Below are 26,808 nucleotides of genomic sequence, written 5' to 3'. Positions count from 1 at the left end.
AGGTGATTGCCATGATCACGATGACCGGATTGTTCGACGTGCTCGACGAGCAGCTGCGGATCGCGCCATGGGCTACCGCGCTGGTGGCCACCGCCGAGCGCATCCCGGTGAGCTACGGAACGTTGTCCGACCTGGTGGACCAGATCGTCGTGGGCCTGCGCGATGCGGGTTTGCGCCGAGGGGATGCCGTCGGGCTGGTGGGCGCCAACACTGTCGAGTTCGTCGTGGGATTGCTCGCTGCGGCACGGGCCGGCCTCGTGACCGCCCCGCTGGATCCGGCGCTGCCCGCTGCGGAACTGAGAGATCGGCTCGACCGGGTCGGCGCCAGGGCCCTGCTGATCGGTTCGGCGGCAACGGATCAGACGCCGGTCGACGCCGGCCCCGACCGTGCGGGCATGCGCGTGCGCGTGGAACTCGCCGGTCCGACGGCAGGGACGGCGTGGCTCGAGTTCGGCGCCGCACCGGGTGCCCTCGACGACCACGCGAATCCCGGCCTCCGACCCGAGGATGCGCTGGTGCTGTTCACCTCGGGCACCACCGGCCGGGCCAAGATGGTGCCTCTGACGCACGGCAATGTGGCCGCCTCGGTGCGGGGAATCTGTGCGACCTACGACCTGGGCCCCGATGACGCGACCGTGGCGGTGATGCCGCTTTTCCATGGCCACGGGTTGGTGGCCGTGCTACTCGGCTCGTTGGCCAGCGGGGGACGAGTGCTGCTCCCGGCACGCGGGCGGTTCTCTGCGCACATGTTCTGGAAAGAGATGCGATCCGTCGGCGCCACATGGTTCAGCGCGGTGCCCACCATCCACCAGATCCTGCTGAATCGCCCCGCCGCGGATGTTCCCGGCCCGGACGTGCTGTCGCTGCGATTCGTCCGCAGCTGTAGCGCTCCGCTGGACATCACCACCGCCCGCGCCATCGAGCGGGCCTTCGGTGCGCCCCTCCTGGAGGCCTATGGAATGACCGAGACCACCCACCAGGCGGCCGGCGAGCAGATCCGCGCGCGGACGCCAGACGAACTCGGCTCGGTGGGGCGCGGCACCGGCGCGGTCCGGCTGCGAATCGTCGACGGTGCCGGAAACCCCTGCCCGCCCGGTGTGATGGGTGAGGTGTGGGTGAGCGGCCCCACCGTCGCCCGCGGCTATCTCGCTGATCCGGATGAGACGGCCAAGAGCTTCGTCGACGGCTGGTTCCGCACGGGTGACCTGGGCATCATGGATATCGACGGACGGCTGCATCTGACCGGCAGGATCAAGAACATCATCATCCGGGGCGGCGAGAACATCTCTCCCGAACATGTCGAAGGCGTCCTCACGGGGTGCGACGGCGTCGTGGAGGCGGCGGTGTTCGCGATTCCCGACGATACGTTCGGCGAACGCGTCGGCGCGGCTGTGGTGCTCTCCGGCGGGCGTGCCGGCGGGCCCGAACAGATCGCCCTGGAATGCCGCGCCAAGCTGCCTGCCTTCGAAGTCCCCGAGCGGATCGACGTCGTCACGGCGCTGCCGCATACCGCCAAGGGCGCCATCGACCGCAATGCCGTCAAGCAGCTCTACGCGCATTGACCGGGATTGCAGCTGGCAGGCATCGGCGATTGGGGGTCAGCGCCAACGATCTCGATCCTGTGTCGGCGGATCGTGGAAAGGGTAAGGACCACAACACTTTCCAAGGAGTGACACCATGCATCGAACAGTCAAGCGCGTTGCGGCCGCAGTGGTGGCAGCCGTCGTCACAGGCGCCGTCGTCGCCGCACCCGCGGCCGCGGCAGTGGAGAGCACACCCGCGGAGCCGACCCACTCGGTGTCAGCGGCACCGGATCAGGTCGTGCATGCATCCGATGCCGGATATCACGGCTGGCACGGAGGCTGGGGCGATCGCGGCTAGCGCGGAGGCTACGGGTGGGGCCATTACCGCCACTGGGGGCCGTCGGGCTGGTGAGCCCAGCCCGGCCCGCTCAGCCCTGGCAGTTCAGCGACACCGACACCGTCTGGCTGGTGACCACCTGCACCAGCACGCGGTCGTTGCCGTTGCCGCGGCCCGGGCCGGTGTAGGGCACCCACTGCTTGACCTGCTGCGGGTTGCGGACGCTGGTGACCACGCACTGGTCAAGCGGCGCCGTGCCGACGCGATCGATGTTGACGGTATAGCCCTGCGACTGCAGCCGGCTGATCGTCTCCTGCGCCGTCTCGTCGGCGGAGGCCAGACCGGCGGGGGCGCCCACCAGCCCGATCACAGCCACTGCGACCGCACCCATGGTCCACTTCACCCGCATTGTCGTGCCTCTCGTTCAGCTACTTCACATCTTCCTCTCCCTACATCGTTTCGGGAACCCGATTCGTTCCCGCAGCTGCCCCGATAGCATCGCGCCCGTGGACAGCACCATGCAGAACTGGCCGTTGACCATCACGTCGATCCTGCGGCACGCCTGTGGCGCCAACGGCGACCGAAGCGTCACCACAGCGACCGGCGGGGGTGGGTACCGCAGCACCACCTACCGGGAAATCGGTGAACAGGCCGCGCGACTGGCGCACGCGTTGCGGAGCTTCGGCATCACCGGGGACGAGCGGGTTGGCACCTTCATGTGGAACAACGCCGAACATCTGGTTGCCTATCTGGCGTTGCCTGCGATGGGGGCGGTGCTGCATACCCTCAACATCCGGTTGTCCCCGGAGCAGATCGCCTACATCGCCAACGAAGCGCAGGACCGGGTGATCGTGGCCGACGCGTCGCTGGTGCCGCAGCTTGCCCCCGTGCTACCGCTCTTGGAGACGGTGCACACCGTGATCGTGTGCGGGGACGGTGACGTCAGTGCTCTCAACGGCGTCACGGTCGTTCGGTACGACGAAGTGCTGGCGGCTCAGCCCGCCCAGTTCGACTGGCCGGACATCGACGAGAACTCGGCTGCGGCAATGTGTTACACGAGTGGCACCACCGGAAACCCCAAGGGGGTGGTGTACAGCCATCGGTCGAGCTATCTGCACGCGCTGTCCACCTGCACTGCCAATGCGCTCGATGTGGGCACAGGCGATGTGGTGTTGCCGATCGTGCCGATGTTCCACGCGAATGCCTGGGGGTTGCCGTACGCGGCCTTGATGGCCGGGGCGCATCTGGTCATGCCGGACCGATTCCTCGACGGTGCTTCGCTGATCGAGCTGATCGAATCGCAGCGTCCCACGGTGGCAGGCGCCGTGCCCACCATCTGGAATGACGTGATGCATTGTCTGGAAAAGACACCGGGACACGATATTTCGTCGTTGCGACTGGTCGCGTGCGGCGGCTCGGCGGTGCCGGTCACGCTGATGCGGACATTCCAGGAGCGCTACGGCGTCTACATCCAACAGGCGTGGGGGATGACCGAGACATCGCCGTTGGCGACGGTCGCCAAACCACTGCCCGGAGTGTCCGAGGAACGGCACTGGGCGATGCGCGCCACCGCGGGGCGAGCGATGTGCGGTGTCGAGGTTCGCATCGTCGACGACACGGGTACGCCCATGCCCGCCGACGGTAAAGCCGTGGGAGAGCTGGAGGTACGCGGGCCGTGGATCACGGGCAGCTACTACCAGGGACGAGACGCGGAGAAGTTCGACACCGGCTGGCTGCGCACCGGTGACGTGGGCTGCATCGACGAAGACGGCTACGTCACCCTCACCGACCGGGCCAAGGACGTCATCAAATCCGGTGGTGAGTGGATCTCGTCGGTGGAGCTGGAGAATCTGCTGATCGCCCATCCCGCCGTGTTGGAGGCCGCCGTGGTCGGCGTGCCCGACGAGCGCTGGCAGGAGCGCCCGCTCGCCGTTGTCGTGCTGCACGAGAATGCCACCGCCAGCCCGGCGGAACTGCGAGAATTCCTGGCCGACAAGGTGGTTCGGTGGTGGCTTCCGGAGCGCTGGACGTTCATCGATCAGGTCCCGCGCACCAGCGTCGGCAAGTACGACAAGAAGACGATCCGGGCCCGGCACGCCGACGGCGCCTACGAGGTGGTCACCCTCTAACGCGAGCAGTCGCAGAATCGCACTATTGCGGCGGCCACGGTGCGATTCTGTGTCTGCTCGGCGCCCTCAGGCGCGTACGGCGATGGTCGACATCAGGTCTGCCAGGCGATCCGGCCGGTCGATCATCGAGAAGGTGCGGGCGCCGTCGATCACTTCCAGGCGCGCATTCGGGATGGTCTGCGCCAGGCGCTCGCCGTCGCCCAGCTCGAAGAACACGTCGTCGGCGGACCAGGCGATCAGCGTCGGCTTGTCGAATTCGGGCAGCCGTGCGGCCACGCCGGTGGTGACCTCGGTGCGCAGCGACAGGGTGAACTGCCGAAGATCCTCGGCGATCGCCGGATTCGACCGGGTGGTGTGCACCCATTCCCGTGTGAGGACATCGATGTTCGCGTGAGCCAGTCCCGCGTAGGCCCGCTTGCGCACGGCAGGCACCCGCACCGCCTGAGCCACGCCCCGGAACAGCACTTTGGAGTGTGCCGCCCGGATCAGCGGCTTGAGGATGGGCGGTGGAAAGTGTTCGAACGCATCGCAACTCGTCAACACCAGAGCGCCGATCCGCTCCGGGTGATGCACCGCCACCAGTTGAGTGACCACCCCGCCGGTGTCGTTGCCGACCAGAACGACGTCGTCGAGATCCAGTGCGGCCAGTGTGTCGGCGACGATGTCCGCGACGCCGCGGATGCTGCGGTCGGCGCCGGGCCGCAACGGTTCCGGATGTGCGCCCAACGGCCAGGTCGGGGCGATGCACCGCAGGCCACGCGCGGCGAGGCGCGCGCTGACCTGCCGCCAGAGCTGTCCGCCCATCATGTACCCGTGGACGAAGACGACCGGCCTGCCGTCCTTCGGTCCGAATTCCTCGAAATGGACGGTTCCGGCGCTAATCTCAATGATCGACATGGATGACTCCCGGCTCGATACGCATTTACGAACAGTCTGCCGGTAACTTACCAACAGGGTGTATGGAAAACAAGAGACGTACTCAGGAAGAGCGCTCCGCGGCTACCCGTGAAGCGTTGATCGCGGCCGCCCGGCGACTGTGGGGTGAACGCGGATACGCAGAGGTGGGAACGCCGGAGATCGCCACTGCCGCGGGCGTGACCCGCGGCGCCATGTACCACCAATTCGCCGACAAGGCAGCGCTTTTCCTGGCTGTGGTGGAGGCGGTGGAGCAGGACGTCATGGCGAGGCTCGCGACCGAGGTGGCCGCGTCCGGCGCGACGACACCGGCCGACGCGATCCGTGCGGCGGTCGACGCGTGGCTGGAGGTGTCCGGCGATGCCGAGGTGCGCCAGCTGGTCCTGCTCGACGCGCCGAGTGTGCTCGGCTGGGCAGGGTTCCGCGATGTGGCCCAGCGCTACAGCCTCGGCATGACCGAGCAGCTGCTCGCCGAGGCGATCAAGGCCGGTCAACTCGCGAAGCAGCCGGTGCGGGCGCTGGCCCACGTGCTGATCGGCGCCCTCGACGAGGCGGCCATGGCCATCGCCACCGCCGAGGATCCGAAGAAGGCCCGCCGCGAGATCAGACAGGTGCTGCGCCGGCTGATCGACGCGATGTTGACGGGTTAGTTTTCTCCCGCTTGTTCCTCCCGCGAACAGACATCTGGGTACCCGAAACGCGGCGTGTCGCGTGCCGGCGTGTCTGCTCGCGGGGAGAAGTCTTACCTCTCGGCGCGCTGGTAGGCCGTCACGACGGCGGCGCCGCCAAGGCCGATGTTGTGCTGCAGGGCAGCGTTGACGCCCTCGACCTGACGCTTGTCGGCGGTGCCGCGCAGTTGCCAGGTCAGCTCGGCGCATTGGGCCAGGCCCGTCGCGCCCAACGGGTGGCCTTTGGAGATGAGCCCGCCGGACGGGTTGATCACCCAACGTCCGCCGTAGGTGGTGTCGTCGTTGTCGATCAACCGCGGCGCGTCACCTTCGCCGCACAGACCCAGGGCTTCGTAGAGCAGCAACTCGTTGGCGCTGAAGCAGTCGTGCAGTTCGATGACCTGGAAATTCTCGGGGCCGAGGCCCGATTGCGCGTAGACCTGTTGGGCGGCTTGCACATTCATGTCATAGCCGATGATGTTGGCGGCGCTGCCGTCGAAGGTCGAGGCGAAGTCGGTGGTCATGGCCTGTCCGACGATCTCGACGGCCTGAGCGGCCAGTCCGTGCTTGTCGACGAACGCCTCACTGGCGAGGATGGCCGCGCCGGACCCGTCGGAGGTGGGGGAGCACTGCAGCTTGGTCAGCGGATCGGAGATCATCTTGGCGGCCAGGATGTCGTCGAGTGTGTACTCGTCCTGGAACTGCGCGTACGGATTGTTGACCGAGTGCTTGTGGTTCTTGTAGCCGATCTTCGCGAAATGTTCGGCGGTGGTGCCGTACTTCTTCATGTGTTCGCGGCCGGCCGCGCCGAACATCCACGGCGCCACCGGGAATGCGAATTCATCGATCTCGGCCAGTGCTTTGACGTGGCGGCCCAGCGGCGATTCCCGGTCTTGGGCGCCGGCCTGAAGTGAGCCGGGCTGCATCTTCTCGAAGCCCAGCGCGATGGTGCAGTCCGCCAAGCCGCCCCGGATGGCTTGTGCGGCAAGGTAAAGCGCCGTCGACCCGGTCGAACAGTTGTTGTTGACGTTGACGATCGGGATGCCCGTCATACCCAGCTCGTAGAGCGCGCGTTGACCCGAGGTGGAATCCCCCGAGCAGTACCCGACATAGCCCTGCTGGACCTGGTCGTAGGTGATCCCGGCGTCCTTGAGCGCGTTGGTACCCGACTCCCGCGCCATGTCCGGGTAGTCCCAGCCTTCGCGCCGGCCTGGCTTCTCGAACTTCGTCATCCCCACACCGACAACGAACACTTTGTTAACCATGTCGAGAAACATACATATCGCGGCGCGCTTAGTGTAGACATAAATAGAACACGTTCTAGTTCTGTTGGGAGGGTGTGCCGTGCTCAAAGTCGTGCAGTGGGCGACCGGCGGAGTCGGCGTCGCCGCCATCAAGGGCGTGCTTGAACACCCCGACCTCGAACTGGCCGGGTGCTGGGTGCATTCCGACGCCAAGAACGGCAGGGACGTCGGAGAGCTCATCGGCACCGGACCCGTCGGCGTCGTCGCGACCAACAGTGTCGACGAGATCCTCTCGTTGGACGCCGACGCGGTGATCTACGCGCCGCTCGTGCCCAACCCCGACGAAGTGGCGGCCCTGCTGCGGTCCGGCAAGAACGTCGTCACCCCGATCGGTTGGTTCTACCCATCCGACAAGCAGGCCGAGCCGCTGCGGGCTGCCGCACTCGAAGGCGGCACCACACTGCACGGCACCGGTATCGCACCCGGCGGCATCAGCGAGAAGTTCCCGCTGCTGATGTCGGCGCTGTCCACCGGCGTGCGATTCGTGCGCGCCGAGGAGTTCTCCGACCTGCGCACCTACGAGGCCCCCGACGTGGTGCGCCATGTCATGGGCTTCGGTGGTGAGCCGGACAGCGCGCTGAGCGGGCCGATGCAGAAGCTGCTCGACGGCGGCTTCATCCAGGCCATCAAATTGATCGTGGACCAGGTCGGATTCAAGGCCGAGCCGCGGATCAGGGCCACCCAGGAGATAGCCGTGGCCACCGCGCCCATCGAGTCGCCGATCGGCGTCATCGAACCGGGTCAGGTTGCCGGCCGGAAGTTCCACTGGGAGGCCCTCGTCGGCGACGAACCCGTCGTCCGGATCACGGTCAACTGGCTGATGGGTGAGGAAAACCTGGACCCGGCATGGACTTTCGGGCCGGCCGGGCAACGCTACGAGATGCAGGTCCGGGGAAATCCGGATTTCACCATGGTGATCAACGGATTTCAGGGCATCGTCGGCGAGCAGGGCCCCGAACCCGGCGTCGTCGCCACCGCGGCGCACTGCGTCAACTCCGTACCCGCGGTGTGCGCGGCGGCACCCGGCATCGCCACCTACCCCGACCTGCCGCTGATCAGTGGGAAGGCGGCTCCTGATCTGCGGTGATCCCTAGGGCTGCACCAGGATTCGGATGGGATTACCGTCCTGGCGTTCCAGCCTCTCGATGCCCGCGGCGATGTCCTCCAACGGGACGATGCCGCTGATCGACCGCGACAGATCGAGCCTGCCCAACGACACCAGCGTCGCCAGCGTCGAGATGTCGACGTTCTGATAGCCGAGATGGCCCAGCACCTGCTTCTGTGTCAGGCCGAACATCGACGTCGGTCCCACGGTCGGCTCCTGTGCGCTCATGCCGACCGACACCAGCCGGCCGCCAACGGTCAACTGTCCCAACGCCTGTTCGAACGTCGACTTGAGCCCTACCGCGTCGAACGCGACGTCGAGCCCACGGCCGCCGGTCACCTCGGCGATCTTCTCGCCGAGCTGTTCGTCACGGGAATCGAATGCGTAATCGGCGCCCAGTTCCAGTGAGCGGTCGAGGACTTCGGGTTTGATGTCGACGGCGATCACCGGTACGGCGCCGACCAGTCGCGCCAATTGCGCGATATGGGTGCCGACGCCGCCGAGTCCCCACACCCCGACCGACTCGCCGATCCCGACCTTGCCGGTGCGCACCACCGCGCCGTACGGCGTCGACACGGCATCGGCCAGGATCGCGGCCTGCTCCAACGGCACGTTGTCGGGCACGCGGGTCAGCCCGAATGCCTGCGCGACGGTGTACTCGGCCCACGCGCCGTCGTAGGCGAAGGCCATCAACTGGATCCGCATGCAGTTGGCGATGTCCCCGCGCCGGCAGTTGGCACACGTCAGGCAGGGTCTGCCCGCCGCGACGATCACCCGGTCGCCCTCGGCCCACCCCGTCACCCCGGGGCCGAGCTTGGCGATAGTGCCCGACGCCTCGTGCCCCTGCGTCACCACCGGAGCCTGCGCCGGGAACGTGCCGTTGATCAAGCTCAGGTCCGAGTGGCAGATGCCGCAGAACGCCACCTTCACCAGAACTTCGCCCGGACCGGGCTCCGGAATTGGAACATCTTCCACAACAACCGTTTTGGTGTCGGCGTAGAAGCGCTCGGCCCGCATCGTCGCGGTCATCTCGGTTCCCTTCGTCCGGCGGCTACTATCGGCATCATGTCGCAGTCGCCGGTCGTCGAGCAACGACGCTGACCGATGTGCCGGTTGTTCGGACTGCACGCCGGCCATCACGCCGTCACGGCGACCTTCTGGCTGCTGAACGCGCCGGACAGCCTCGCCGCCCAGAGCAGGCATAACCCGGACGGAACCGGTCTGGGCGTGTTCGGGCCCGACGGCGCACCGCATGTGTACAAGCAACCGATTGCGGCGTGGCAGGATTGCGCCTTCGCGACGGAGGCGCATGACCTCACCGCGACCACGTTCATCGCGCATGTCCGGTACGCGTCGACCGGTGCACTCGAGGTTCGCAACACCCATCCCTTCCTGCAGGACGGGCGGATCTTCGCGCACAACGGCGTGGTCGAAGGACTCGACGTCCTCGATGCGCGGCTGGACGAGCTGGGAGTCGCCGACCTGGTCGGCGGCGAAAGCGATTCCGAGCGGGTGTTCGCGTTGATCACCGCGGAGACCCGCCGCTCCGACGGCGACGTGACCGCCGGTCTGCGTGCTGCCATCGGCTGGCTCGCCGACACCGTGCCGATATACGCCGTCAACGTTCTGCTCAGCACCGCCACCGGGCTGTGGGCGCTGCGCTATCCGGCCACCCACGAGCTCTACCTGCTGGACCGCCGTGAGCTGGCCGAGCACCGGATGCGGATGCGCAGCCACCGCATCGCCGCACACTCCGACCAGCTCGCCCGGCATCCGGCGGTGGTGTTCCCCAGCGAGCCGATGGACGGCGAAGCCTGGCAGCAGCTGGCGCCCGGTGAACTCGTGCACGTCGACGCCGATCTGAACATCCACCGCGAGGTGGTCTTTCCCGATGCTCCCAAGCATCTGCTGCGACTGGCCGATCTCACCGCGAAGGCCGCCGCATCGCAGCACCCTGCCGGGTGAGCCCGCGTCCGGCTGGCACACTGGAATCCCGTGGCAGCCAAACGTGCACTGGTCCTGGCAGGCGGCGGCATCGCGGGGATCGCATGGGAGACCGGCATTCTGCGGGGCATCGCCGACGAATCCGCGCAGACGGCCAAGGCGCTGCTGGACAGTGACGTGCTGGTCGGCACGTCGGCCGGTTCGACGGTCGCCGCACAACTCGGCAGCGGGCTGAGCCTCGACGAGCTCTACCGACGGCAGATCGGCGCGAAATCGGCCGAACTGGACCCCGGTGTCGGCATCGACAGTGTCACCGACCTGTTTCTCGATGCCATGCTCACCCCGAACACCGACAAGACCCAGAAACTCCAGAAGATCGGCCAAGTCGCCCTGGACACCCCGACCGTGTCCCAGGCCGTCCGCCGAGAGGTGATCGCCGCGCGGCTGCCATCTCACGAGTGGCCGCAGCGGGTGCTGCGGATCTCGGCCGTCGACATCGATCGCGGCGAGCTGGTCAGCTTCGACCGGGATTCCGGCGTCGAGCTCGTCGACGCCGTCGCCGCAAGCTGCGCGGTCCCCGGAGTGTGGCCGGTGGTCACGATCGGTGACCGGCGCTACATGGACGGCGGGGTCAACAGCAGCGTGAACATGGTGCTGGCCGCCGACTGCGCCGCCGCCGTTGTGCTGGTGCCCTCGGGGAAGGACACCCCGTCGCCGTTCGGGGCCGGCGTCAGCGCCGAGATCGACGGTTTCGCCGGAGTATCGCTGGGCGTCTACGCCGACGACGACGCGGTCGCCGCGTTCGGCGCGAACCCGCTCGATCCGGCCTGTCGGGTGCCCTCGGCGCAGGCCGGCCGCAGGCAGGGGCAGCGCGTCGCCGCGGCGGTCGCCGCTTTCCTGGCCGGCTGAGTCAGCCGTCGAGCGCGCGGGCGGCCAACTCCTGGCCGATCCCGATCACCTCGCCGGCCCGGTGAAACTCCAGGCTGCGGCACACCGTGCGGGGCACCTCGATCAGCAGATCGGGCGGATAGGCCGCCAGCGTGTGCCGGGCCAGCGCGGCCTGCGCGATGTCGATGGTGCGGTACATCACCTCGAAGCTGCCCAACCGCGGCGCCCCCGCGGTCTCGGGGATGTCGTCGGTGTCGGTCTCCGCGAGCTCGCCGTCGGGAATCGTCGCCCCGAACCGGCTCAGCACCGCGCGGGCCGTCGGCCGGTCCAGCATGCTGCGCACCGACGCCGTATCCAGAACCCCCGACGTGCTGCGCAACATGCGGTTGAGCCACTCGACGCTCGGGCGTGGCTCGCGATCCTCCGGGGTCGCGGCCGTGCCGGGATCACCCCCGGACACGCTCACCGCGATGGTCAGGTCGGCGTTGACCGCGGCGATAGGCGCCATCGGTAACGGATCGAGAATGCCGCCATCGCCGAGCAACCGGCCGCCCAACGCGTGCGGGGCGATCACACCCGGGATGGCAATCGATGCCCGGATCGCCGCATCGACCGGGCCGTGCTGCAGCCACACCGATTTCCCGGCGATCAGATCCGTCGCGACCGCGGTATAGGGGATCGGCAGGTCCTCGATGGTGGCCTCGCCGAGAATGTCGCGGACGGCGTCGAGGATCTTCTCCGCGCGCATGATCCCCGCTGCCGTGAGTGACGGATCGAGCAGCCGCAACACCGCACGCTGGGTCAAAGTCCGTGCCCACTCGGCAAAGTCGTCAAGCTTGCCCGCGGCGTGCAGCCCGCCGACCAGTGCCCCCATCGAGGAGCCGGAGACCCCGACCACCTCGTAGCCGCGTTCGCGCAGTTCGTTGATGACGCCGATGTGCGCGTAGCCCCGCGCACCTCCGCTGCCGAGAGCCAGCGCAACTCGCATGCGTTCCATTCTGCCGTGCCGACGGTGGCGTCACACCTGCCGGTAACGCTGCTCGCGTTCGACGTCCTGCCACCACGGCCACCGACGTGCCAGAGCCAGCGCCGCAGGCGGCATCGCGGTGAACTCCACGCGGACCCCCGCCGCAGCCAGGTCGGCATCCAGATCACGCAGGCCGTCGAGGATCGTGGTGCTGATGGTCAATTGGCGGGAAAGGTCCACTACCAACGTCTTTGGCGGCGGATCGGCCGACAGCGCCATGACGCGGATCATCGCGGTGTTGGCCCTCAGATTCGCGGTGTACAGCGCCACCTGCGGCCGCAGCACCAGAGGATCGGCCGGCTGGACCAGCTCGCCTTCCGGTCCGTCGGCGCTGATGCCGTCGTGGTCGACGACCTGGACGACATGTGGCTGATTCGCGTTGTGCAGCACCGCGTACAGCGTCAGCAGCACTCCGACGGCGACGGCAGGAAGCAGGCCCACGGTCAACGCCACTGTCATCACCAGGATCGCCAACGTGAACTCGCGGCGGCTGAACGTCCACAGCGCCTTGAGTGCCCGGACCTCGATCAGCCCGAGGACCGGAACCAGGACCATGGCGCCGAGCGTCGCCTCCGGCAGCTTGGACAACACCGGCGCCAGCAGCAGCGCCACCACGACCGCCAACGCCGCGGTCACCAACCCCGACACCTGGCTGCGGGCGCCCGCCCGGGTGTTCACCTGACTCTGTGAGAAGCCACCCGACGGCGGCAGTGCGTGGAAGAACGCACCCGCCACCGCGGCCAGCCCCAGCGCGCTGAGCTCCCGGTCCGGTTCGATCTGTGCATCTTCGCGGCGGCGGATACCGCGCGCCGCCGACACGGTCTCAAGGAAGGCCATCATCGCGATCGCCAGCGCCCCTGGCAGCAGATGACCGATCTGATCGAACGACGGCAATCCGGGGACCGGAAGTCCTTCCGGCACAGCGGGTATCAACTTGACGCCGAGTGCGGTCAACCCACCGAACGCGGCACCCGCGATACCCAGACTCGCGACCACCAGCGGGCCGGGAACCTTCGGGTAGGCACGGCCGATGAACCAGAGCAGCCCGATGCTGGCGAGTGAGAGCACCACGGTCATCACATGGGCATGACCCAGCTGGCGCAGCGCCGAGGCGAGCACCCGGAAGAAGCCTTCGTGATTCGGATCCGGTGTCACACCCAGGAGTTTCGGTAGCTGACCGGCCGCGATGGTCAACCCGACACCAGCCTTCAGCCCGATCAGGGTGGCCTCGTTGATGTTCTCCACCACCGACCCCAGCCGCACCACCCGGGCGACCAGCAGGATCACCCCGACGAGCAGTGTCAAGGTCATCAATTACGAAGGAGCGTGCGATGATCCGGCGAGCACGCCCGCACCCAGCATCGTCGACGCGGTCAGCGTCGCGACCGTCGACGTGGTGCTCACGCTGATGCTGCGCGAACCGCCCATGAACGCATAGACGACCATCGGCAGCATGCAACTGTAGAGGCCGAACTCGACGGGCATGTTGGCCACCGTCGCGTACGCCATCGCCTGCGGGATGACCACCGCGCCTGCCGCGAGTCCGGCGAACACGTCGCCGCGCAACCACTGTCGTTGGTAGGGCACAAGCGCGGGGCTGAGCGCAACGCGAAATCGCACGGCGCAAGTATGGCGCGCACACCACCGCCGTCGCCCGCGGACGCGCCTGGGTGGCCGCCCAGCGCGGCCAGACGGGTGGTTCGGCGCAGCCTGATTCGAACTAGCCGCAGAGCTGATCGGCCGCGGCACGGACCGCGACGATCACCGCTGCCTGACGGCCCGGCTCCAACTCCGCCCAGGCCTTGTTGTAGGTGCCCGGCCCCGGGATTGCGCCAGGGGTCTGCAGGGACGCCAGATACGGTTCGATCTGCGCCTTGGGGTCGCCGCCCTTCTCGTCCATCCACACCTTCGCGGCGTGGCAGGCCTGGAAATACTCCTCTTCGGAGGACTGGGCGTCGGCTCCCACCGCGGTGGTGACCCCACCCGGCGAGACCGCCGCTTGGCCCGGGGCGGCGGTGGGTGTCGCCGTGCGGGTGGAGGCGGCCGAGGGGGTCGCGGAGGACGCGGACGGCTGCCCCTGATCGCCGGACGACGAACATCCCGTCAACAACGTGAGGCCGGTTGCGGCGACGGCGCCGATCGTCCATCGCACGGCCCAGGTGTTACTGCGCATGACGCCAATCTATGCAACACTGGCCGCCGTGACGGAACGGACCAGCTCTCTGCGGTGTTGTCGGGCTCGCTAGCGCGCCCTCGACCAACCCTGTCCGCACGTCTCTTCTGGAGTTCCCCGCATGGTTTCCACTCTTGCCCCTGCCGTGGTGCCCGCCGTCTCCGCACCGACCCGGCTGCGCCTGCCCGATCTGCTGCACACCACCGACCGCGCCGCTGACGACGTCCTGTCCGGCCGCTACGACCGGCTGCTGCGCGGCCTGCCGCACGACGAACGCTGGTACACCCGGCTCGCCGGCGACGACGAGTTGGACATCTGGCTCATCAGCTGGGTGCCGGACAAGTCCACCGAACTGCACGACCACGGCGGATCGCTGGGGGCGCTGACCGTGGTGTCCGGCGCGCTCACCGAAACCCGTTGGGACGGCGAGGCATTGCGGCGCCGACGGCTGTCGGCCGGTGCCCAGGCCGCGTTCCCGCTCGGCTGGGTGCACGACGTGGTCCGCGCGCCCGCGCCGATCACCGGTCCGACGTTGAGTGTGCACGCCTACTCGCCGCCCTTGACCGCCATGTCGTACTACGAGGTGACCGAACGGAACACGTTGCGTCGCAACCGAACCGAGCTGACCGACGCCCCGGAGGGATGAGCATGAGCCGCATCGACGCCATCCTGGCCGCCGCGCGCGAACGCCTGCAGCGGCTGCCCGCCGCCGAATTGCCCGCCGCGCTGGCGTCGGGAGCGGTACTCGTCGACATTCGGCCCGCCGCGCAACGAGCGGTCGAGGGCGACGTGCCCGAGGCGCTGGTGATCGAGCGCAACGTGCTGGAGTGGCGGTGCGACCCCACCAGCGATGCCCGGATTCCGCAGGCCGTCGACGACGACGTGTACTGGGTGATCCTGTGCTCGGAGGGCTACACCTCAAGCCTGGCCGCCGCAGCCCTGCTCGACCTCGGGCTGCACCGCGCCACCGACGTCATCGGCGGCTACCAGGCCCTGAAAGTGGCTGAGCTGGTCTAGCAGGGCCCGGCCGTCGGGGATGATGGCGACACGTGTTCGTATCGACCTCGAAAGGGGCCGCGATGTCGCCGATCGTTGCCATCACCGGCGCCAGCAGCGGAATCGGTGAGGCCACCGCCCGCCTGCTCGCGCGTCGCGGTGCGTCGGTCGTTCTCGGTGCCCGCCGCGCCGAGCGGCTCGATCAGCTGGTCGACGACATCCGTCGTGACGGAGGAGTGGCCGTCGCGCGCGCGACCGACGTCACTGATCCCGATGACCTGCGACAGCTCGTCGATCTCGCCGTGCGCGAGTTCGGCGGGCTGGACGTCTTCGTCGGCAACGCAGGCATCAGCAAGATCGGGCCCATCGCGGAACTGGACCTCGCAGGCTGGTCAGCGATGATCGACGTGAACCTCCGCGGCGTGCTGCACGGCATCGCCGCCGCCCTGCCGGTGTTCCGCCGCCAGGGCCACGGGCACTTCGTCACAACACTTTCCACCGCTGGGCTCAAGATCGTGCCGAACCAGGGCGTCTACGCCGCGACGAAGAACGCGGTGCGCACCCTGCTGGAAGCGTTACGCCAGGAGTCCACTGACGGTGTTGTGCGGACCACCGCCATCTCACCCGGCTTCGTGCGCACCGAGCTCGCCGATTCCATCGACGACCTCGCCCAGCGGGAGCAAATCCGCCACGGTATGAACGAGTTCGGCCTCCCGCCCGATGCGGTCGCGGCTGCCATCGCCTTCGCCATCGAGCAGCCTCGCGAGGTCGAGATCGGTGAGATCACGATCCGGCCGACAGTCCAGGGCTGAATCTGGCGGGGCTCAAGCGTTTTCGTTGTTGTTCAGCAGAGGACGCAATCTCTCGGTCTTGTCCGGGGTCCAGTCCGGCGGCTGCAGGATCTTGGCCCACGCGTTGGCGACGTCCTTGACGTACACGTGGCCATGCCCGTCGGGCACGTCGACCGCGACCGCCATATCCGCGGACACCTGGAGGAACGTCACCACCGGGATCCACTGCATGCGCCCCGACACGTCGTAACCTCGCGGCTCCTTGAGCCAATCCGGCTCGGAGAACAACAGATCCGGGTTCCACCACGCGATCGGGTCGGATGCGTGCTGCAGGTAGACCGTGCGCGGGGTCAACCACGGCTCGGCCGGCCGGTCCAGGTTCTCCGGGCGGGCGGCGAACCGGACGTAGTCGCCCTTTTCGTAGATCGGCAGCCACTCCGGTGAACCGGCGTCGCGGTTGCGGGTCAGATCCGTCCAAATGGTGTTGTTGAACGTCGGGCCCGAAAACAGTGCGCCGTCGGTGCGCGCGATCAGATTGTTCAGGCTCAGGAACGGCGCCTCGCCGCCGAAGGAACCCAGGCTCTCGCCGAACACCACGAGCTTGGGGCGCTTGCCTTCCGGCCGCTGCTTGACCAATTCGTCGACGGCCTCGAACAAGGCCTGCCCGGCCTGGCGCGCGTTCTCCTTGTCCACCAGGAACGAGATCCAGCTGGGCAGGAACGAGTACTGCATCGACACGATCGCGCTGTCGCCGTTGTACATGTATTCCAGTGCGGAGGCCTCGGCTTCGTTGATCCAGCCCGTGCCGGTGGTGGTCGCCACCGCGACGACCTTGCGGTCCAAGCCACCGGTGCGCAACAGTTCCTGCGCCGCGAGCGCCGCGGTGGCTCGGATGCCCTGGGCGGAATGCAAACCGGCGTACGCCCGGATCGGTGGCATCGCAGGTTCACCGTTGAACTTGCTCAGCGCTTCGACACTGGGCCCCGACGAGACGAACACTCGGCCCTGGTGGCCCAGCGTCGACCACTTCGCCAAGGACTCAGGACCGCCGGACCGCAGCTTCGAGGTCGGCGCCGCGAAATCAGGGCTGTCCTCGTTGTTGATATTCGAGAACGTGCTGTTGATCTTGTCCATCGCGACCCGGACCACCACGCCGTTGAGCAGTGCGATGCTGAACGCCAGCAACAGAACGACGACGACCACCGCCGAAACCCGGGGCGGCGCAAAGCGATTGAGCTGACGCACCAAAAAGCGCACGAGCCTTCCGATGAGCTGCCCGATCTCGACGAACACGAACAGCAACACCACTGACAACACAGCCGTCAGCGGGTGATCCCAGAACGACAGCCGCGGCACGCCCATGAGGTCACGGACCTCGTCCTGCCACACGTGGAAGTACACGATCATCAGGATCTGGCCGACGATGCCGACCGCCACCAGTGCGACCCAGGCCCACTTGGGCGCCTTGGGGCTGCTGTCCCTGGAACCCATGAACCGCACCAGCCACACCCCGAAAACGCCGAGGCCGTATCCGATTGCGCCGGCGGATCCGCTGACCAGGCCTTGAAACAGCGGACCACGCGGCAGCAGCGACGGCGTCATCGACAACCACAGGAACACCAGGCCGATCGCCGTCCCGAAGAACGTGTAATGACGCTCCCACCAGTCGGGCTTGTCCGCCTCGCGTGACTGGGCGTCAGGCGTCTCGGCTTCGGGCTCGGCGGTCTCGGTCACCCGTTGACTTTATCGATGCGTGAAGTTGGGGGCGCGCTTCTCGGTGAAGGCCGCCATGCCTTCCTTCTGATCGGCCGTGGCGAACGCCGAGTGGAACAGCCGGCGCTCGTAGAGCAACCCTTCGGTGAGCGATGACTCGAAGGCACGATTGACGGCCTCCTTGGCCATCCGCGTGGCTGACAGCGACATCCCCGCGATCGTCTCCGCGACGGCCAGAGCCTCGTCGATCAGCGAGTCCGCGGGCACCAAACGCGATACCAGCCCGGCCCGTTCGGCCTCGACCGCGTCGATGGTGCGGCCGGTCAGGATCAGGTCCATCGCCTTGGCTTTGCCGATCGCACGCGTCAGCCGCTGACTGCCGCCCATCCCCGGCAGCACACCCAGCTTGATCTCGGGCTGACCGAACTTCGCGGTGTCCGCGGCGATCAGGATGTCGCACATCATCGCCAGCTCACAGCCGCCGCCCAGGGCATACCCGGCGACCGCGGCGATGGTCGGGGTCCGGGTGGCGGCGAACTTCGACCACTGCTCGAAGAAGTCGGCCGAGTACACATCGGCGAACGACAGCTCGGCCATCTCCTTGATGTCCGCGCCTGCGGCGAATGCCTTCTCGTTGCCCGTGACGATGATCGCGCCGATACCCGGGTCGTTGTCGAGTTCGGCTGCGGCCGTGGTGACTTCGTTCATCACCTGGCTGTTGAGCGCGTTGAGCGCCTTGGGCCGGTTCAGGGTGATGGTGGCGACGCGGTCGACGCGGGTCACCAGGATCGTCTCAAAGCTCATCGAATGTCCTCTCAGAACGTCAGGTCGGGATCCGCCGGAACAAAGTATGCGTCGACATCGGCCTGGGTGACCTCCGCAATCGACGCAGGAGCCCATTGTGGATTGCGATCCTTGTCCACCAACTGGGCGCGGATGCCCTCCACGAAATCGTGCGAGCGCACCGATGCGCACGAGGTCCGGTATTCCTCCTGGAGGACCTCTTCGAGAGTGTCCAGCTTGGCGGCCCGACGCACGGCTTCCAGAGTCACGGCCAGCGCGACGGGCGAGCGGGTGGCGATGAGGTTGGCGGCATCGGTGCCCGCGTCGTGCTCGCGCAGCGCGGCCAGGATGTCGGCGACCGTGTCCCCGGCGTAGCACGTGTCGATCCAGTCTCGTTGTGCCAGCAGGGGACTGGCCGGCGGCTCGACGGCGTGGGCGGCCAGGGCGTGCTCGACGCCGTCGTTGACGACGGCCTCGGTGAACTCGGCCAGGCTGTCGTGGGGCACGTAGTGATCGGCGAAGCCCATCGCGATCGCGTCAGCCCCGCTGAACGGCGCACCTGTCAGCGCGGCATGCAGGCCCAGAGCGCCCGGGGCGCGCGACAACAGATACGTGCCGCCGACGTCGGGGATGAAGCCGATGCCGACCTCGGGCATCGCCATCTTGGTGCTGTCGGTGACCACCCGGACAGTGCCGTGGGCCGCGACCCCCACGCCGCCACCCATCACGATGCCGTCCATGAGTGCCACATACGGTTTGGGGTAGCTGCCGATGCGGGCGTTGAGCCGGTATTCGTCGTACCAGAACCTGCGGGCGTCGGCCCCGCCCGCCTTGGCGCTGTGATAGAGCGCCACGACGTCGCCGCCTGCGCAGAGACCGCGCTCGCCGGCGCCGGTGAGCAGAACGGTGTGAACGGTCTCGTCGTGCTCCCACGCGTCGAGCGCCGTGGCCATGCCCGCGACCATGGCCTCGTTGAGCGAGTTGATCGCCTTGGGCCGGTTCAGGGTGAGGATGCCGACGCCGTTGCGGACGTTTACTAGGATGTCCTCGTTTTCTGTCACGGATGCAATCTAGTTCGACGCCCGTTGGCCGCTTTCGCCGGGTAGGGTTTGCCTCGATATCCAAACCTGTACGTTTCCTGGGAACTCATTCGGTTTTGCGGGAACCTGTGCAGATCGCCGAACGTTGACCCAAGTAGTTCACTGCCGACAACGGCACATAGGAGAGGACCCGACGGTGCGCGAGACCAGCAACCCGGTATTCCGGTCTCTGCCCAAAACGCAGGGCGGATACGCACAATTCGGTACCGGAGCCGCCGGATACGGCGCTCAGCAGGTACATGCACAGCCTTACACCGAGTACCCCGAACAGCGGCAGACCGGTGTGTCGCGTCCGCTCACCATCGACGACGTCGTCACCAAGACCGGTATGACGCTCGCGATCGTGTCGATCGTGGGTGTGCTTTCCTACTTCTTCGCCGCCGCCAACCCGGCGCTGATGTTCCCGATGTTCATGGTCGGCAGCATCGGCGGCCTGGTGCTGGTGCTCATCGCCACATTCGGGCGTAAGCAGGACAACCCGGCCATCGTGCTGTCCTACGCGGCGTTCGAGGGCGTGTTCGTCGGTACCGCGTCATTCCTGTTCGCCAACCTGGTGTCCACTGGCGGACCGGCCATGATCTTCCAGGCCGTGGTCGCCACCTTCGGTGTGTTCTTCGGCATGCTCGTCGTCTACAAGACCGGCGCCATCCGGGTCACCCCGAAGCTCACCCGCATGATCGTCGCCGGCATCTTCGGCGTCGTCGCGCTGGCCATCGTGAACATCCTGTTCGCGATCTTCACCGGCAACGCCCCGCTGACCGACGGCGGCCCGCTGGCCATCGGCTTCTCGCTGCTGTGCATCGGCCTGGCCGCGTTCAGCTTCCTGATCGACTTCGACGCCGCCGACCAGATGATCCGCGCCGGCGCGCCCGAGAAGGCAGCATGGGGCATCGCGCTCGGCCTGACCGTCACCCTGGTCTGGCTGTACATCGAAATCCTGCGACTGCTGAGTTACTTCAACAACGACTAGCAGTCATACCCGAGAAGGGCGTCCGCGAATGCGGGCGCCTTTTTCTTTTGTGTTGGCTCTGCGGTGGGGGCGTTGGCCGTGCGTTGGGTCTGCGGTGAGGCGTGGGCCGTGTGTTGGGTCTGCGGTGAGGGCGTTGGCTTCTCGCGCTTTTGCGCCGTGGATGCAGAGTCGGTGTGTGGCCTGGTTGGCCCGCCGTTGAGTCTGCGGTGAGGGCGTGGGCTTCTTGCACTTTTGGGCCGTGGCTGCAGAGTCAATATCGGCAGGTGGGGTTATCCCCAATCGCAGGTTCATCCACAGCCCGCCTCCTGTGGCGGGCCGGACGGCGACAATTCGTCGGTAGCCGAAACCAGCCTGTCGCCATGGAGATTGGTATCGAACCGTTCATCGGCAGCGAGGCTCTGGCATGCGGCGCGCTGAACCGCTACGAGTTACGCCGCTATTACCGGCCGGTGATGCCAAATGTGTATCTGGACAAACGGATCGCCCCGACGCTGCAGCGGCGGACTCAAGCGGCATGGCTGTGGTCTCAGCGAAAAGGCGTCGTCGCGGGGCGCTCGGCATCCGCCCTGTACGGGGCGAAATGGATTGGTGACGACGCTCCGATCGAGTTGATCTGGGCGAATGCCAGGGCGCCGGAATCCGTGATCACCCGTGCCGAGCTGTTGTTGCCGGGGGAGTGGCGAAGACTCGACGAACTCAGCGTGACGACGCCCGAGCGGACGGCCTTCGACCTCGGCCGACGCGGTTCACTGGGCGAGGCGGTGGCTCGGCTCGATGCGCTCGGCAACGCGACGGAGTTGAAAGCTGTTGACGTTCTGGAGCTGGCCGAGCGTCATCGGCATGTCCGCGGACTACGTCAACTCGAAGCTGCGCTCGACCTCTACGATCCCGGTGCCGAGTCGCCGCAGGAGACCAGGCTTCGGCTGATGATCATCGATGCCGGATACCCGCGGCCGCAGACTCAGATCCCGGTGCTTGGCGCGAACGGGCAACCGCGGTACTACCTCGACATGGGGTGGGAGGAGCACAAGCTCGCGGTCGAATACGACGGTGCACAGCACGCCGATGCGCTTGGTTACGACATCATCCGCCACGAGTACGTCGCTCAGCTGGGTTGGACCACAATTCGGGTGGCGGCGGGACACCGTCGGCCGGACATCCTGCGACGCCTGCAGCTCGCGTGGGACCGGGTTGCCCCGCCGTTGGCTCTGCGGTGAGGGCGTGGGCTTCTCGCACTTTTGTGCCGTGGCTGCAGAGTCAGTGTGGGACCGAGTTGCCCCGCCGCTGGTTCTGCGGTGAGGGCGTGGGCTTCTCGTGCTTTTGTGCCGTGGCTGCAGAGTCAGTGTGTGGCCGGGTTGCCCTGCCGTTGGCTCTGCGGTGAGGGCGTGGGCTTCTCGCACTTTTGTGCCGTGGCTGCAGAGTCAGTGTGGGACCGGGTTGCCCTGCCGTTGGCTCTGCGGTGAGGGCGTGGGCTTCTCGCACTTTTGCGCCTCACCCGCAGAGTCAGTGTGGGAACCGCAGAGTCAACGCCAGAGAAGTTAGGAGAGCCGCTCCACGACCATCGCCATACCCTGGCCGCCACCGACGCACATGGTTTCGATGCCGAAGGTCTTGTCGTAGGTCTGCAGGTTGTTCAACAGCGTGGCGGTGATGCGGGCACCCGTCATGCCGAACGGGTGGCCCAAAGCGATTGCGCCACCGGAGACATTGAGCTTGTCCTCGTCCATGCCCAGCGCACGGGCCGAGCCGAGCACCTGCACGGCGAAGGCCTCGTTGATCTCGTAGAGGTCGATGTCACCGATGGTCATGTTCGCGTTGGCGAGCGCCTTCTTGACGGCCTCGATGGGGCCGAGGCCCATGATCTCCGGCGACAGGCCGGACACACCGGTGGACACCACGCGGGCGAGCGGCGTGAGGCCGAGCTCGCGAGCACGCACGTCGCTCATGACAACAAGCGCCGCGGCGCCGTCGTTGAGCGGGCAGGCGTTGCCGGCGGTGATGGTGCCGTTGGGCCGGAAGACCGGCTTGAGCTGGCTGATCTTCTCGTAGGTGGTGCCGGGCCGCGGGCCGTCGTCCTTGGAGACCACGGTGCCGTCGGGCAGGGTCACCGGCACGATCTCGCGCTCGAAGAAACCGGCGTTGATGGCCTCCTCGGCCTTGTTCTGCGACCGGACACCCCAGTGGTCCTGGTCTTCCCGGCTGATGCCGGTGTGCAGTGCTACGTTCTCGGCGGTCTGACCCATGGCGATGTACACGTCGGGCACCAGGCCGTCTTCGCGGGGATCGTGCCACTCCTCGGCGCCGGCGGCGGCCTGGTCGGAGCGGGCCATCGCGTCGGCGTAGATCGGGTTCTTGGTGTCGGGCCAGCCGTCGGCGTTGCCCTTGGCGAACCGGGACACGGTCTCGACGCCCGCGGAGATGAAGGCATGGCCCTCACCGGCTTTGATCGCGTGGAATGCCATGCGCGTGGTCTGCAGAGACGACGAACAGTAGCGGTTGACGGTGGTGCCGGGCAGGAAGTCGTAGCCGAGCTGAACCGCGACGGCGCGACCGATGTTGAAGCCCGCCTCACCACCGGGTTGGCCGCAGCCCATGATCAGGTCGTCGATGTCGCGGGGATCCAGAGCGGGCACTTTGTCCAGCACGGCCTTGACCATCTGCGCGGCAAGGTCGTCGGGACGCATATCGACGAGTGAGCCTTTGCCTGCGCGGCCGATCGGCGAGCGGGCAGTGGCAACGATGACAGCTTCAGGCATGGCAGGCTCCTAGATCGTGTTCTAGAAACGAACCTAACCCGCGGGCACCACGATGGGTGCGGGCACCCCGGTCGGCCGCCGCCAGAGCCTGCTCACACCGCCCAGTCGTGACAGCAGCGACGTGTCGTCCGCCGACCCGGTTTCCAACGCTTCGGCACCGTCCCAGTCGCCCAGGGCATTACAGAGCGCGGGCAAGAGCTGGCTGGCCGCCAGCGCATATCCCGCCGCCGACGGGTGGAACATGTCCTGGGAGAAGAGCAACTCGGGAGCCTTGTAGAAGTCCGGTGCCAGCAGGTCGGAGAACGGGACCGGCACGCCGCCCGCGGCACGCACAGCGCCGGCTTGCGCGCGGGCCAGCCGCAACCCGCGGCTGCGGGCCACCATGCGCAGCGGTTGGGGTATCGCGGTGATGACCCCGAAGTCAGGGCAGGTGCCGACGACCACCACCGCACCCGCCGACCGCAGCCTGCGCACCGCGGCACCCAGGCGTCGCGCCGACGGGCCGATGCCGTTCGGTTTGGTGATGTCGTTGGCACCGATCATGATGACGGCCGCGTCCGGTGGTGGACCCGCGACGAACATGGCGTCGATCTGACCGGACAACCCCTTCGACGTGGCGCCGACGATTGCCTTGGTACTCAGACGAATCCGCTTGCCGAACTGCTCGGCGACGCCGCGGGCGATCACGACTCCCGGTACCTCGTCGGCCTCATGGCAGCCGTATCCCGTGGCGGTCGAATCGCCGAACACCATCAGGTGGATGTCGAACGGAACCCCGCGCTCCCAACGCTGTACCGGCCCACCGCCGGGCGCGTACACGCCATCGGCACGCGGCGGGATGTCCCAGGATTTCGGAATGACTCGGCGGGCTTGGTCGGCCTGCCCGGACAGCAGATTGCGTGCTCCGATGTAGGCCGTGCCGGTTGACGCCAGCGTCGCAGCGGCCGCCAGGGCGACGGTGGCTCGACGTGGCGTCCGACTACGGCTGCGGATGCGAGGAGCATCGCTACTTGACCCCACACCGCAAGTTTAGGTGCGACACACGGGGTTTTGCGCGCGGCGAACGCGGATCAGCGATTACGTTGCGGTATCAAGTCCGGTATCAATTCAGATTATTTGATTGTTGAAGTGAATGACGGTGTCAAGCTAAGTTACCCGGGTTGTCTGAGTGACGTAGCACACCTAGCACTACAAAGACGTAGGAAGTGGTGGCGATGACTGCACCGAGTAAGGTCTCGAGGTCCCATCGTGCCGGCATAAGCCCAGCTAGCCTGCACCGCGCGCGCAAGTATCCGGTCAGTGACCTGGCACCGGTAGAGATCGTTGAAGATGGCCCGAGCCTGGGTGGCCGGCTGGCTTCGCTGGCGGCCATGCTGACAATCCGACCGGTGCTGGCAATTGGTAGCCATGCTCCACGTCTGCCGTGGCCGTTCGGCATCGTCGAATTCGCGGCGCGGGCGCTGCGTCCGTCTCCGGGCACCATCAGGGCGACGATCGGGTTGCCCAACTGCACCGCGCAGCTCGTGCGGGCAAACGGAGTGCTGCCGGCCGACGGCAAGCGCAGCGTCATCCTGTATCTGCACGGCGGCGCGTTCATCGTGTGCGGTGCGAGCACCCACTCCGGCATCGTGTCGTCGTTGTCGCAGTACGCCGACAGCCCGGTGCTGGTGGCCAACTACCGGATGATCCCCAAGCATTCGGTGGGCACCGCGCTCGACGACTGTTACGACGCCTACCAATGGCTACGGCTCACGGGTTACGAGCCCGACCAGATCGTGCTTGCGGGCGATTCCGCAGGCGGCTATCTGGGTCTCGCGCTGGCCCAGCGGCTGCTGGCCGAAGGCGAAGAGCCGGCGGCCCTGGTCACGATGTCGCCGCTCTTCGAGATCGACAACCTCACCCGCGCCAACCATCCGAACATTCGGCGGGACGCCATGTTCCCCGCTCGCGCCTTCGAAGCTCTCGTCGAACTCGTCGAGCACGCCGCAGGCCGCAAAGGCGAAGAAGTCTACGAACCGCTCGACCATATCGAGCCGGGCCTGCCGCGCACGCTCATTCACGTGTCCGGTTCCGAAGTTTTGATCAGCGATGCGCGCAAAGCCGCCCGCATGCTCGGCGCCGCCGGGGTTCCGGTGGAGGTTCGCGTTTGGCCCGGTCAGATGCACGTCTTCCAGCTCGCGTCGCCTCTGGTGTCCGAAGCGACGCGCTCGCTACGCCAGATCGGCGACTACATTCGAGAGGCCACCTGGTAACCCGCGCGCGGGCCTGACACGATGTGACTATGCGCATCGCCAAGCACGTCAGTGAGCTCATCGGCAATACTCCTCTGGTACAGCTGAACTCGGTTGTCCCAACAGGTGCGGGCTTGGTGGCCGCCAAGATCGAGTACCTCAACCCGGGTGGTAGTGCCAAGGACCGCATCGCCGTCAAGATGATCGACGCGGCGGAGGCCAGCGGCGAACTCAAGCCGGGGGGCACCATCGTCGAGCCGACATCCGGCAACACCGGGGTGGGACTGGCCTTGGTGGCCCAGCAACGCGGCTACAAGTGCATCTTCGTCTGCCCGGACAAGGTCAGCGAGGACAAGCAGAATGTGTTGCGCGCGTACGGCGCTGACGTAGTCGTATGTCCGACGGCGGTGCCGCCGGAGCATCCCGACAGCTACTACAGCGTCTCCGACCGGCTGGTCAGGGAGATCGACGGGGCCTGGAAGCCCGACCAGTACTCCAACCCGATGGGGCCGGCCAGCCATTACGAGAGCACGGGCCCGGAGATCTGGGCCGACACCGACGGCAAGATCACCCATTTCGTCGCAGGCGTCGGCACCGGCGGCACCATCACCGGGACCGGCCGGTACCTCAAAGAGGTGTCCGGCGGGAAGGTGCAGATCATCGGGGCCGATCCCGAAGGGTCGGTGTACTCCGGCGGAACCGGTCGTCCGTATCTGGTCGAAGGTGTCGGCGAAGACTTCTGGCCCAGCGCCTACGACCCCACCGTGCCCGACGAGATCATCGCGGTCTCCGACGCGGATTCCTTCGACATGACCCGCAGGCTGGCCCGTGAGGAAGCTCTCCTTGTCGGTGGATCCTGCGGGATGGCCGTGGTCGCAGCCATCGAGGTGGCTCGCAAAGCCGGGCCCGACGCGGTCGTGGTGGTGCTGCTGCCCGACGGCGGACGTGGTTATCTCTCAAAGATTTTCAACGATGCGTGGATGTCGTCGTACGGCTTCCTGCGCAGCCGCCTGGACGGCTCGATCGAACAGTCGACCGTCGGAGATGTGCTGCGCGGCAAGTCCGGTGCGCTGCCCGATCTGGTGCACACGCACCCGTCGGAGACGGTCCGCGACGCCATCGGAATCCTGCGCGAGTACGGGGTGTCCCAGATGCCCGTCGTCGGTGCCGAGCCGCCCGTGATGGCCGGCGAGGTGGCCGGCAGTGTGTCGGAACGTGAACTGCTGTCGGCGGTATTCGAAGGCCGGGCCAAGCTCGCCGACGCCGTCTCCGAGCACATGGGCCCCGCGCTGCCGCTGATCGGCGCGGGAGAGTTGGTGAGCACAGCGGCGAAGTCGCTTCGGGACAGCGACGCGGTGATGGTCGTCGAAGACGGCAAGCCCGTTGGCGTGCTGACCCGTCACGACCTGCTCGGGTTCCTTTCGGAGGGAAACGCGCGGCACTGAACAGCAGGTG

General features: G+C 67.1%; 25 protein-coding genes and 1 pseudogene. 14 read left to right on the top strand and 12 right to left on the bottom strand.

From position 1 onward, the window contains the following. Nucleotides 1-11 precede the first annotated feature (11 nt). Both A5784_RS28860 and A5784_RS38550 read left to right on the top strand, forming a co-directional pair. On the top strand, nucleotides 12-1,562 hold the full coding sequence (locus A5784_RS28860; RefSeq protein WP_064948286.1) for a FadD7 family fatty acid--CoA ligase: 1,551 nt from the start codon (nucleotides 12-14) through the stop codon (nucleotides 1,560-1,562). Nucleotides 1,563-1,677: 115 nt separating this feature from the next. Next, nucleotides 1,678-1,881, top strand: coding sequence for a hypothetical protein (locus A5784_RS38550; RefSeq protein WP_156750837.1), 204 nt, complete (start codon nucleotides 1,678-1,680; stop codon nucleotides 1,879-1,881). Between the two features lie 70 nt (nucleotides 1,882-1,951). On the opposite strand, the gene A5784_RS28855 is transcribed toward A5784_RS38550, so the two are convergent. Then, entirely contained in the window at nucleotides 1,952-2,269 is a 318-nt protein-coding gene (locus A5784_RS28855) for a hypothetical protein (RefSeq protein WP_064948285.1), read from the bottom strand. 97 nt (nucleotides 2,270-2,366) lie between these two features. Between A5784_RS28855 and A5784_RS28850 the strand changes: the two genes are divergently transcribed. Then, on the top strand, nucleotides 2,367-3,989 hold the full coding sequence (locus A5784_RS28850; RefSeq protein ID WP_064948284.1) for a fatty acid--CoA ligase: 1,623 nt from the start codon (nucleotides 2,367-2,369) through the stop codon (nucleotides 3,987-3,989). A 66-nt stretch (nucleotides 3,990-4,055) separates the two neighbouring features. Here the strand turns inward: A5784_RS28850 and A5784_RS28845 are convergent, their stop codons facing one another. Then, complete coding sequence (locus tag A5784_RS28845) at nucleotides 4,056-4,886, bottom strand: alpha/beta fold hydrolase (RefSeq protein ID WP_064948283.1); 831 nt, start codon at nucleotides 4,884-4,886, stop codon at nucleotides 4,056-4,058. A 62-nt stretch (nucleotides 4,887-4,948) separates the two neighbouring features. Here A5784_RS28845 and A5784_RS28840 point away from each other — a divergent pair, with 62 nt between their 5' ends. Further along, nucleotides 4,949-5,554 (top strand): TetR/AcrR family transcriptional regulator, encoded by a 606-nt coding sequence (locus tag A5784_RS28840; protein ID WP_064948282.1) that lies wholly within the window; start codon nucleotides 4,949-4,951, stop codon nucleotides 5,552-5,554. 92 nt (nucleotides 5,555-5,646) lie between these two features. Here the strand turns inward: A5784_RS28840 and A5784_RS28835 are convergent, their stop codons facing one another. Next, nucleotides 5,647-6,837 (bottom strand): lipid-transfer protein, encoded by a 1,191-nt coding sequence (locus tag A5784_RS28835; RefSeq protein WP_064948349.1) that lies wholly within the window; start codon nucleotides 6,835-6,837, stop codon nucleotides 5,647-5,649. Nucleotides 6,838-6,916: 79 nt separating this feature from the next. On the opposite strand from A5784_RS28835, the gene A5784_RS28830 reads away from it, so the two are divergent. Beyond that, entirely contained in the window at nucleotides 6,917-7,963 is a 1,047-nt protein-coding gene (locus tag A5784_RS28830; protein ID WP_064948281.1) for an NAD(P)H-dependent amine dehydrogenase family protein, read from the top strand. A gap of 3 nt (nucleotides 7,964-7,966) precedes the next feature. Here A5784_RS28830 and A5784_RS28825 read toward each other — a convergent pair whose 3' ends face one another. Then, entirely contained in the window at nucleotides 7,967-9,010 is a 1,044-nt protein-coding gene (locus A5784_RS28825; RefSeq protein ID WP_064948280.1) for a zinc-binding dehydrogenase, read from the bottom strand. Between the two features lie 75 nt (nucleotides 9,011-9,085). Between A5784_RS28825 and A5784_RS28820 the strand changes: the two genes are divergently transcribed. Then, nucleotides 9,086-9,946 carry a class II glutamine amidotransferase gene (locus A5784_RS28820; RefSeq protein WP_064948279.1) on the top strand — a complete coding sequence of 287 codons (861 nt, stop codon included), beginning with the start codon at nucleotides 9,086-9,088 and terminating at the stop codon, nucleotides 9,944-9,946. 30 nt (nucleotides 9,947-9,976) lie between these two features. Beyond that, nucleotides 9,977-10,834 carry a patatin-like phospholipase family protein gene (locus tag A5784_RS28815; protein ID WP_064948278.1) on the top strand — a complete coding sequence of 286 codons (858 nt, stop codon included), beginning with the start codon at nucleotides 9,977-9,979 and terminating at the stop codon, nucleotides 10,832-10,834. A gap of 1 nt (nucleotide 10,835) precedes the next feature. Here A5784_RS28815 and A5784_RS28810 read toward each other — a convergent pair whose 3' ends face one another. The 3 genes and pseudogenes from A5784_RS28810 to lpqV form a co-directional block, all read right to left on the bottom strand. Further along, entirely contained in the window at nucleotides 10,836-11,810 is a 975-nt protein-coding gene (locus A5784_RS28810) for a patatin-like phospholipase family protein (RefSeq protein WP_064948277.1), read from the bottom strand. A 21-nt stretch (nucleotides 11,811-11,831) separates the two neighbouring features. After that, nucleotides 11,832-13,394: pseudogene (locus tag A5784_RS28805) on the bottom strand (SulP family inorganic anion transporter). Nucleotides 13,395-13,560: 166 nt separating this feature from the next. Continuing rightward, on the bottom strand, nucleotides 13,561-14,013 hold the full coding sequence (lpqV, locus tag A5784_RS28800; RefSeq protein ID WP_064948276.1) for a lipoprotein LpqV: 453 nt from the start codon (nucleotides 14,011-14,013) through the stop codon (nucleotides 13,561-13,563). Nucleotides 14,014-14,134: 121 nt separating this feature from the next. On the opposite strand from lpqV, the gene A5784_RS28795 reads away from it, so the two are divergent. The 3 genes from A5784_RS28795 (at nucleotide 14,135) to A5784_RS28785 (ending at nucleotide 15,821) form a co-directional block, all read left to right on the top strand. Then, complete coding sequence (locus tag A5784_RS28795) at nucleotides 14,135-14,659, top strand: cysteine dioxygenase (protein WP_029366340.1); 525 nt, start codon at nucleotides 14,135-14,137, stop codon at nucleotides 14,657-14,659. A gap of 2 nt (nucleotides 14,660-14,661) precedes the next feature. Continuing rightward, entirely contained in the window at nucleotides 14,662-15,030 is a 369-nt protein-coding gene (locus A5784_RS28790; protein WP_064948275.1) for a rhodanese-like domain-containing protein, read from the top strand. A 62-nt stretch (nucleotides 15,031-15,092) separates the two neighbouring features. Further along, entirely contained in the window at nucleotides 15,093-15,821 is a 729-nt protein-coding gene (locus A5784_RS28785; RefSeq protein ID WP_064948274.1) for an SDR family oxidoreductase, read from the top strand. A gap of 12 nt (nucleotides 15,822-15,833) precedes the next feature. Here the strand turns inward: A5784_RS28785 and A5784_RS28780 are convergent, their stop codons facing one another. Genes A5784_RS28780 through A5784_RS28770 form a run of 3 tightly spaced genes read right to left on the bottom strand, consistent with a single transcriptional unit; the run spans nucleotide 15,834 to nucleotide 19,357 of the window. Then, nucleotides 15,834-17,534, bottom strand: coding sequence for an alpha/beta hydrolase (locus A5784_RS28780; RefSeq protein WP_064948273.1), 1,701 nt, complete (start codon nucleotides 17,532-17,534; stop codon nucleotides 15,834-15,836). A 9-nt stretch (nucleotides 17,535-17,543) separates the two neighbouring features. Continuing rightward, the gene (locus A5784_RS28775; RefSeq protein ID WP_064948272.1) at nucleotides 17,544-18,317 is read right to left on the bottom strand and encodes an enoyl-CoA hydratase; all 774 of its coding nucleotides are present in this window, start codon (nucleotides 18,315-18,317) and stop codon (nucleotides 17,544-17,546) included. A gap of 11 nt (nucleotides 18,318-18,328) precedes the next feature. Then, nucleotides 18,329-19,357 (bottom strand): enoyl-CoA hydratase/isomerase family protein, encoded by a 1,029-nt coding sequence (locus A5784_RS28770; protein WP_064948271.1) that lies wholly within the window; start codon nucleotides 19,355-19,357, stop codon nucleotides 18,329-18,331. Between the two features lie 175 nt (nucleotides 19,358-19,532). On the opposite strand from A5784_RS28770, the gene A5784_RS28765 reads away from it, so the two are divergent. Both A5784_RS28765 and A5784_RS28760 read left to right on the top strand, forming a co-directional pair. Next, nucleotides 19,533-20,366, top strand: a complete 834-nt coding sequence (locus A5784_RS28765; protein WP_029366345.1) for a Bax inhibitor-1/YccA family protein — start codon at nucleotides 19,533-19,535, stop codon at nucleotides 20,364-20,366. Between the two features lie 359 nt (nucleotides 20,367-20,725). Then, entirely contained in the window at nucleotides 20,726-21,583 is an 858-nt protein-coding gene (locus tag A5784_RS28760) for a DUF559 domain-containing protein (protein ID WP_064948270.1), read from the top strand. A 321-nt stretch (nucleotides 21,584-21,904) separates the two neighbouring features. Here the strand turns inward: A5784_RS28760 and A5784_RS28755 are convergent, their stop codons facing one another. Further along, nucleotides 21,905-23,122, bottom strand: a complete 1,218-nt coding sequence (locus tag A5784_RS28755; RefSeq protein WP_064948269.1) for an acetyl-CoA C-acetyltransferase — start codon at nucleotides 23,120-23,122, stop codon at nucleotides 21,905-21,907. Nucleotides 23,123-23,155: 33 nt separating this feature from the next. Then, nucleotides 23,156-24,142, bottom strand: a complete 987-nt coding sequence (locus A5784_RS28750) for an SGNH/GDSL hydrolase family protein (protein WP_502687547.1) — start codon at nucleotides 24,140-24,142, stop codon at nucleotides 23,156-23,158. 194 nt (nucleotides 24,143-24,336) lie between these two features. Between A5784_RS28750 and A5784_RS28745 the strand changes: the two genes are divergently transcribed. Next, nucleotides 24,337-25,374 (top strand): alpha/beta hydrolase fold domain-containing protein, encoded by a 1,038-nt coding sequence (locus A5784_RS28745; RefSeq protein ID WP_064948347.1) that lies wholly within the window; start codon nucleotides 24,337-24,339, stop codon nucleotides 25,372-25,374. Nucleotides 25,375-25,403: 29 nt separating this feature from the next. Next, nucleotides 25,404-26,798: a cystathionine beta-synthase gene (locus A5784_RS28740; RefSeq protein WP_064948268.1), complete on the top strand. Its 1,395-nt coding sequence runs from the start codon at nucleotides 25,404-25,406 to the stop codon at nucleotides 26,796-26,798. Nucleotides 26,799-26,808: the final 10 nt, after the last annotated feature.

The organism is Mycobacterium sp. 852013-50091_SCH5140682 (assembly GCF_001665685.1).
Lineage (GTDB): Bacteria > Actinomycetota > Actinomycetes > Mycobacteriales > Mycobacteriaceae > Mycobacterium.
This window is presented reverse-complemented; position numbering and strand designations above follow the sequence as displayed.

Bases quoted from the DNA above. Each gene is read 5' to 3' on its own strand.
- A5784_RS28810 (WP_064948277.1), bottom strand. From the start codon at position 11,810: ATGGAACGCATGCGAGTTGCGCTGGCTCTCGGCAGCGGAGGTGCGCGG.
- A5784_RS28790 (WP_064948275.1), top strand. From the start codon at position 14,662: ATGAGCCGCATCGACGCCATCCTGGCCGCCGCGCGCGAACGCCTGCAG.
- A5784_RS28860 (WP_064948286.1), top strand. From the start codon at position 12: ATGATCACGATGACCGGATTGTTCGACGTGCTCGACGAGCAGCTGCGG.
- lpqV (WP_064948276.1), bottom strand. From the start codon at position 14,013: ATGCGCAGTAACACCTGGGCCGTGCGATGGACGATCGGCGCCGTCGCC.
- A5784_RS28795 (WP_029366340.1), top strand. From the start codon at position 14,135: ATGGTTTCCACTCTTGCCCCTGCCGTGGTGCCCGCCGTCTCCGCACCG.
- A5784_RS28740 (WP_064948268.1), top strand. From the start codon at position 25,404: ATGCGCATCGCCAAGCACGTCAGTGAGCTCATCGGCAATACTCCTCTG.
- A5784_RS28835 (WP_064948349.1), bottom strand. From the start codon at position 6,837: ATGGTTAACAAAGTGTTCGTTGTCGGTGTGGGGATGACGAAGTTCGAG.
- A5784_RS28840 (WP_064948282.1), top strand. From the start codon at position 4,949: ATGGAAAACAAGAGACGTACTCAGGAAGAGCGCTCCGCGGCTACCCGT.
- A5784_RS28785 (WP_064948274.1), top strand. From the start codon at position 15,093: ATGTCGCCGATCGTTGCCATCACCGGCGCCAGCAGCGGAATCGGTGAG.
- A5784_RS28845 (WP_064948283.1), bottom strand. From the start codon at position 4,886: ATGTCGATCATTGAGATTAGCGCCGGAACCGTCCATTTCGAGGAATTC.
- A5784_RS28775 (WP_064948272.1), bottom strand. From the start codon at position 18,317: ATGAGCTTTGAGACGATCCTGGTGACCCGCGTCGACCGCGTCGCCACC.
- A5784_RS28755 (WP_064948269.1), bottom strand. From the start codon at position 23,122: ATGCCTGAAGCTGTCATCGTTGCCACTGCCCGCTCGCCGATCGGCCGC.
- A5784_RS28760 (WP_064948270.1), top strand. From the start codon at position 20,726: ATGGAGATTGGTATCGAACCGTTCATCGGCAGCGAGGCTCTGGCATGC.
- A5784_RS28745 (WP_064948347.1), top strand. From the start codon at position 24,337: ATGACTGCACCGAGTAAGGTCTCGAGGTCCCATCGTGCCGGCATAAGC.
- A5784_RS28855 (WP_064948285.1), bottom strand. From the start codon at position 2,269: ATGCGGGTGAAGTGGACCATGGGTGCGGTCGCAGTGGCTGTGATCGGG.
- A5784_RS38550 (WP_156750837.1), top strand. From the start codon at position 1,678: ATGCATCGAACAGTCAAGCGCGTTGCGGCCGCAGTGGTGGCAGCCGTC.
- A5784_RS28825 (WP_064948280.1), bottom strand. From the start codon at position 9,010: ATGACCGCGACGATGCGGGCCGAGCGCTTCTACGCCGACACCAAAACG.
- A5784_RS28820 (WP_064948279.1), top strand. From the start codon at position 9,086: ATGTGCCGGTTGTTCGGACTGCACGCCGGCCATCACGCCGTCACGGCG.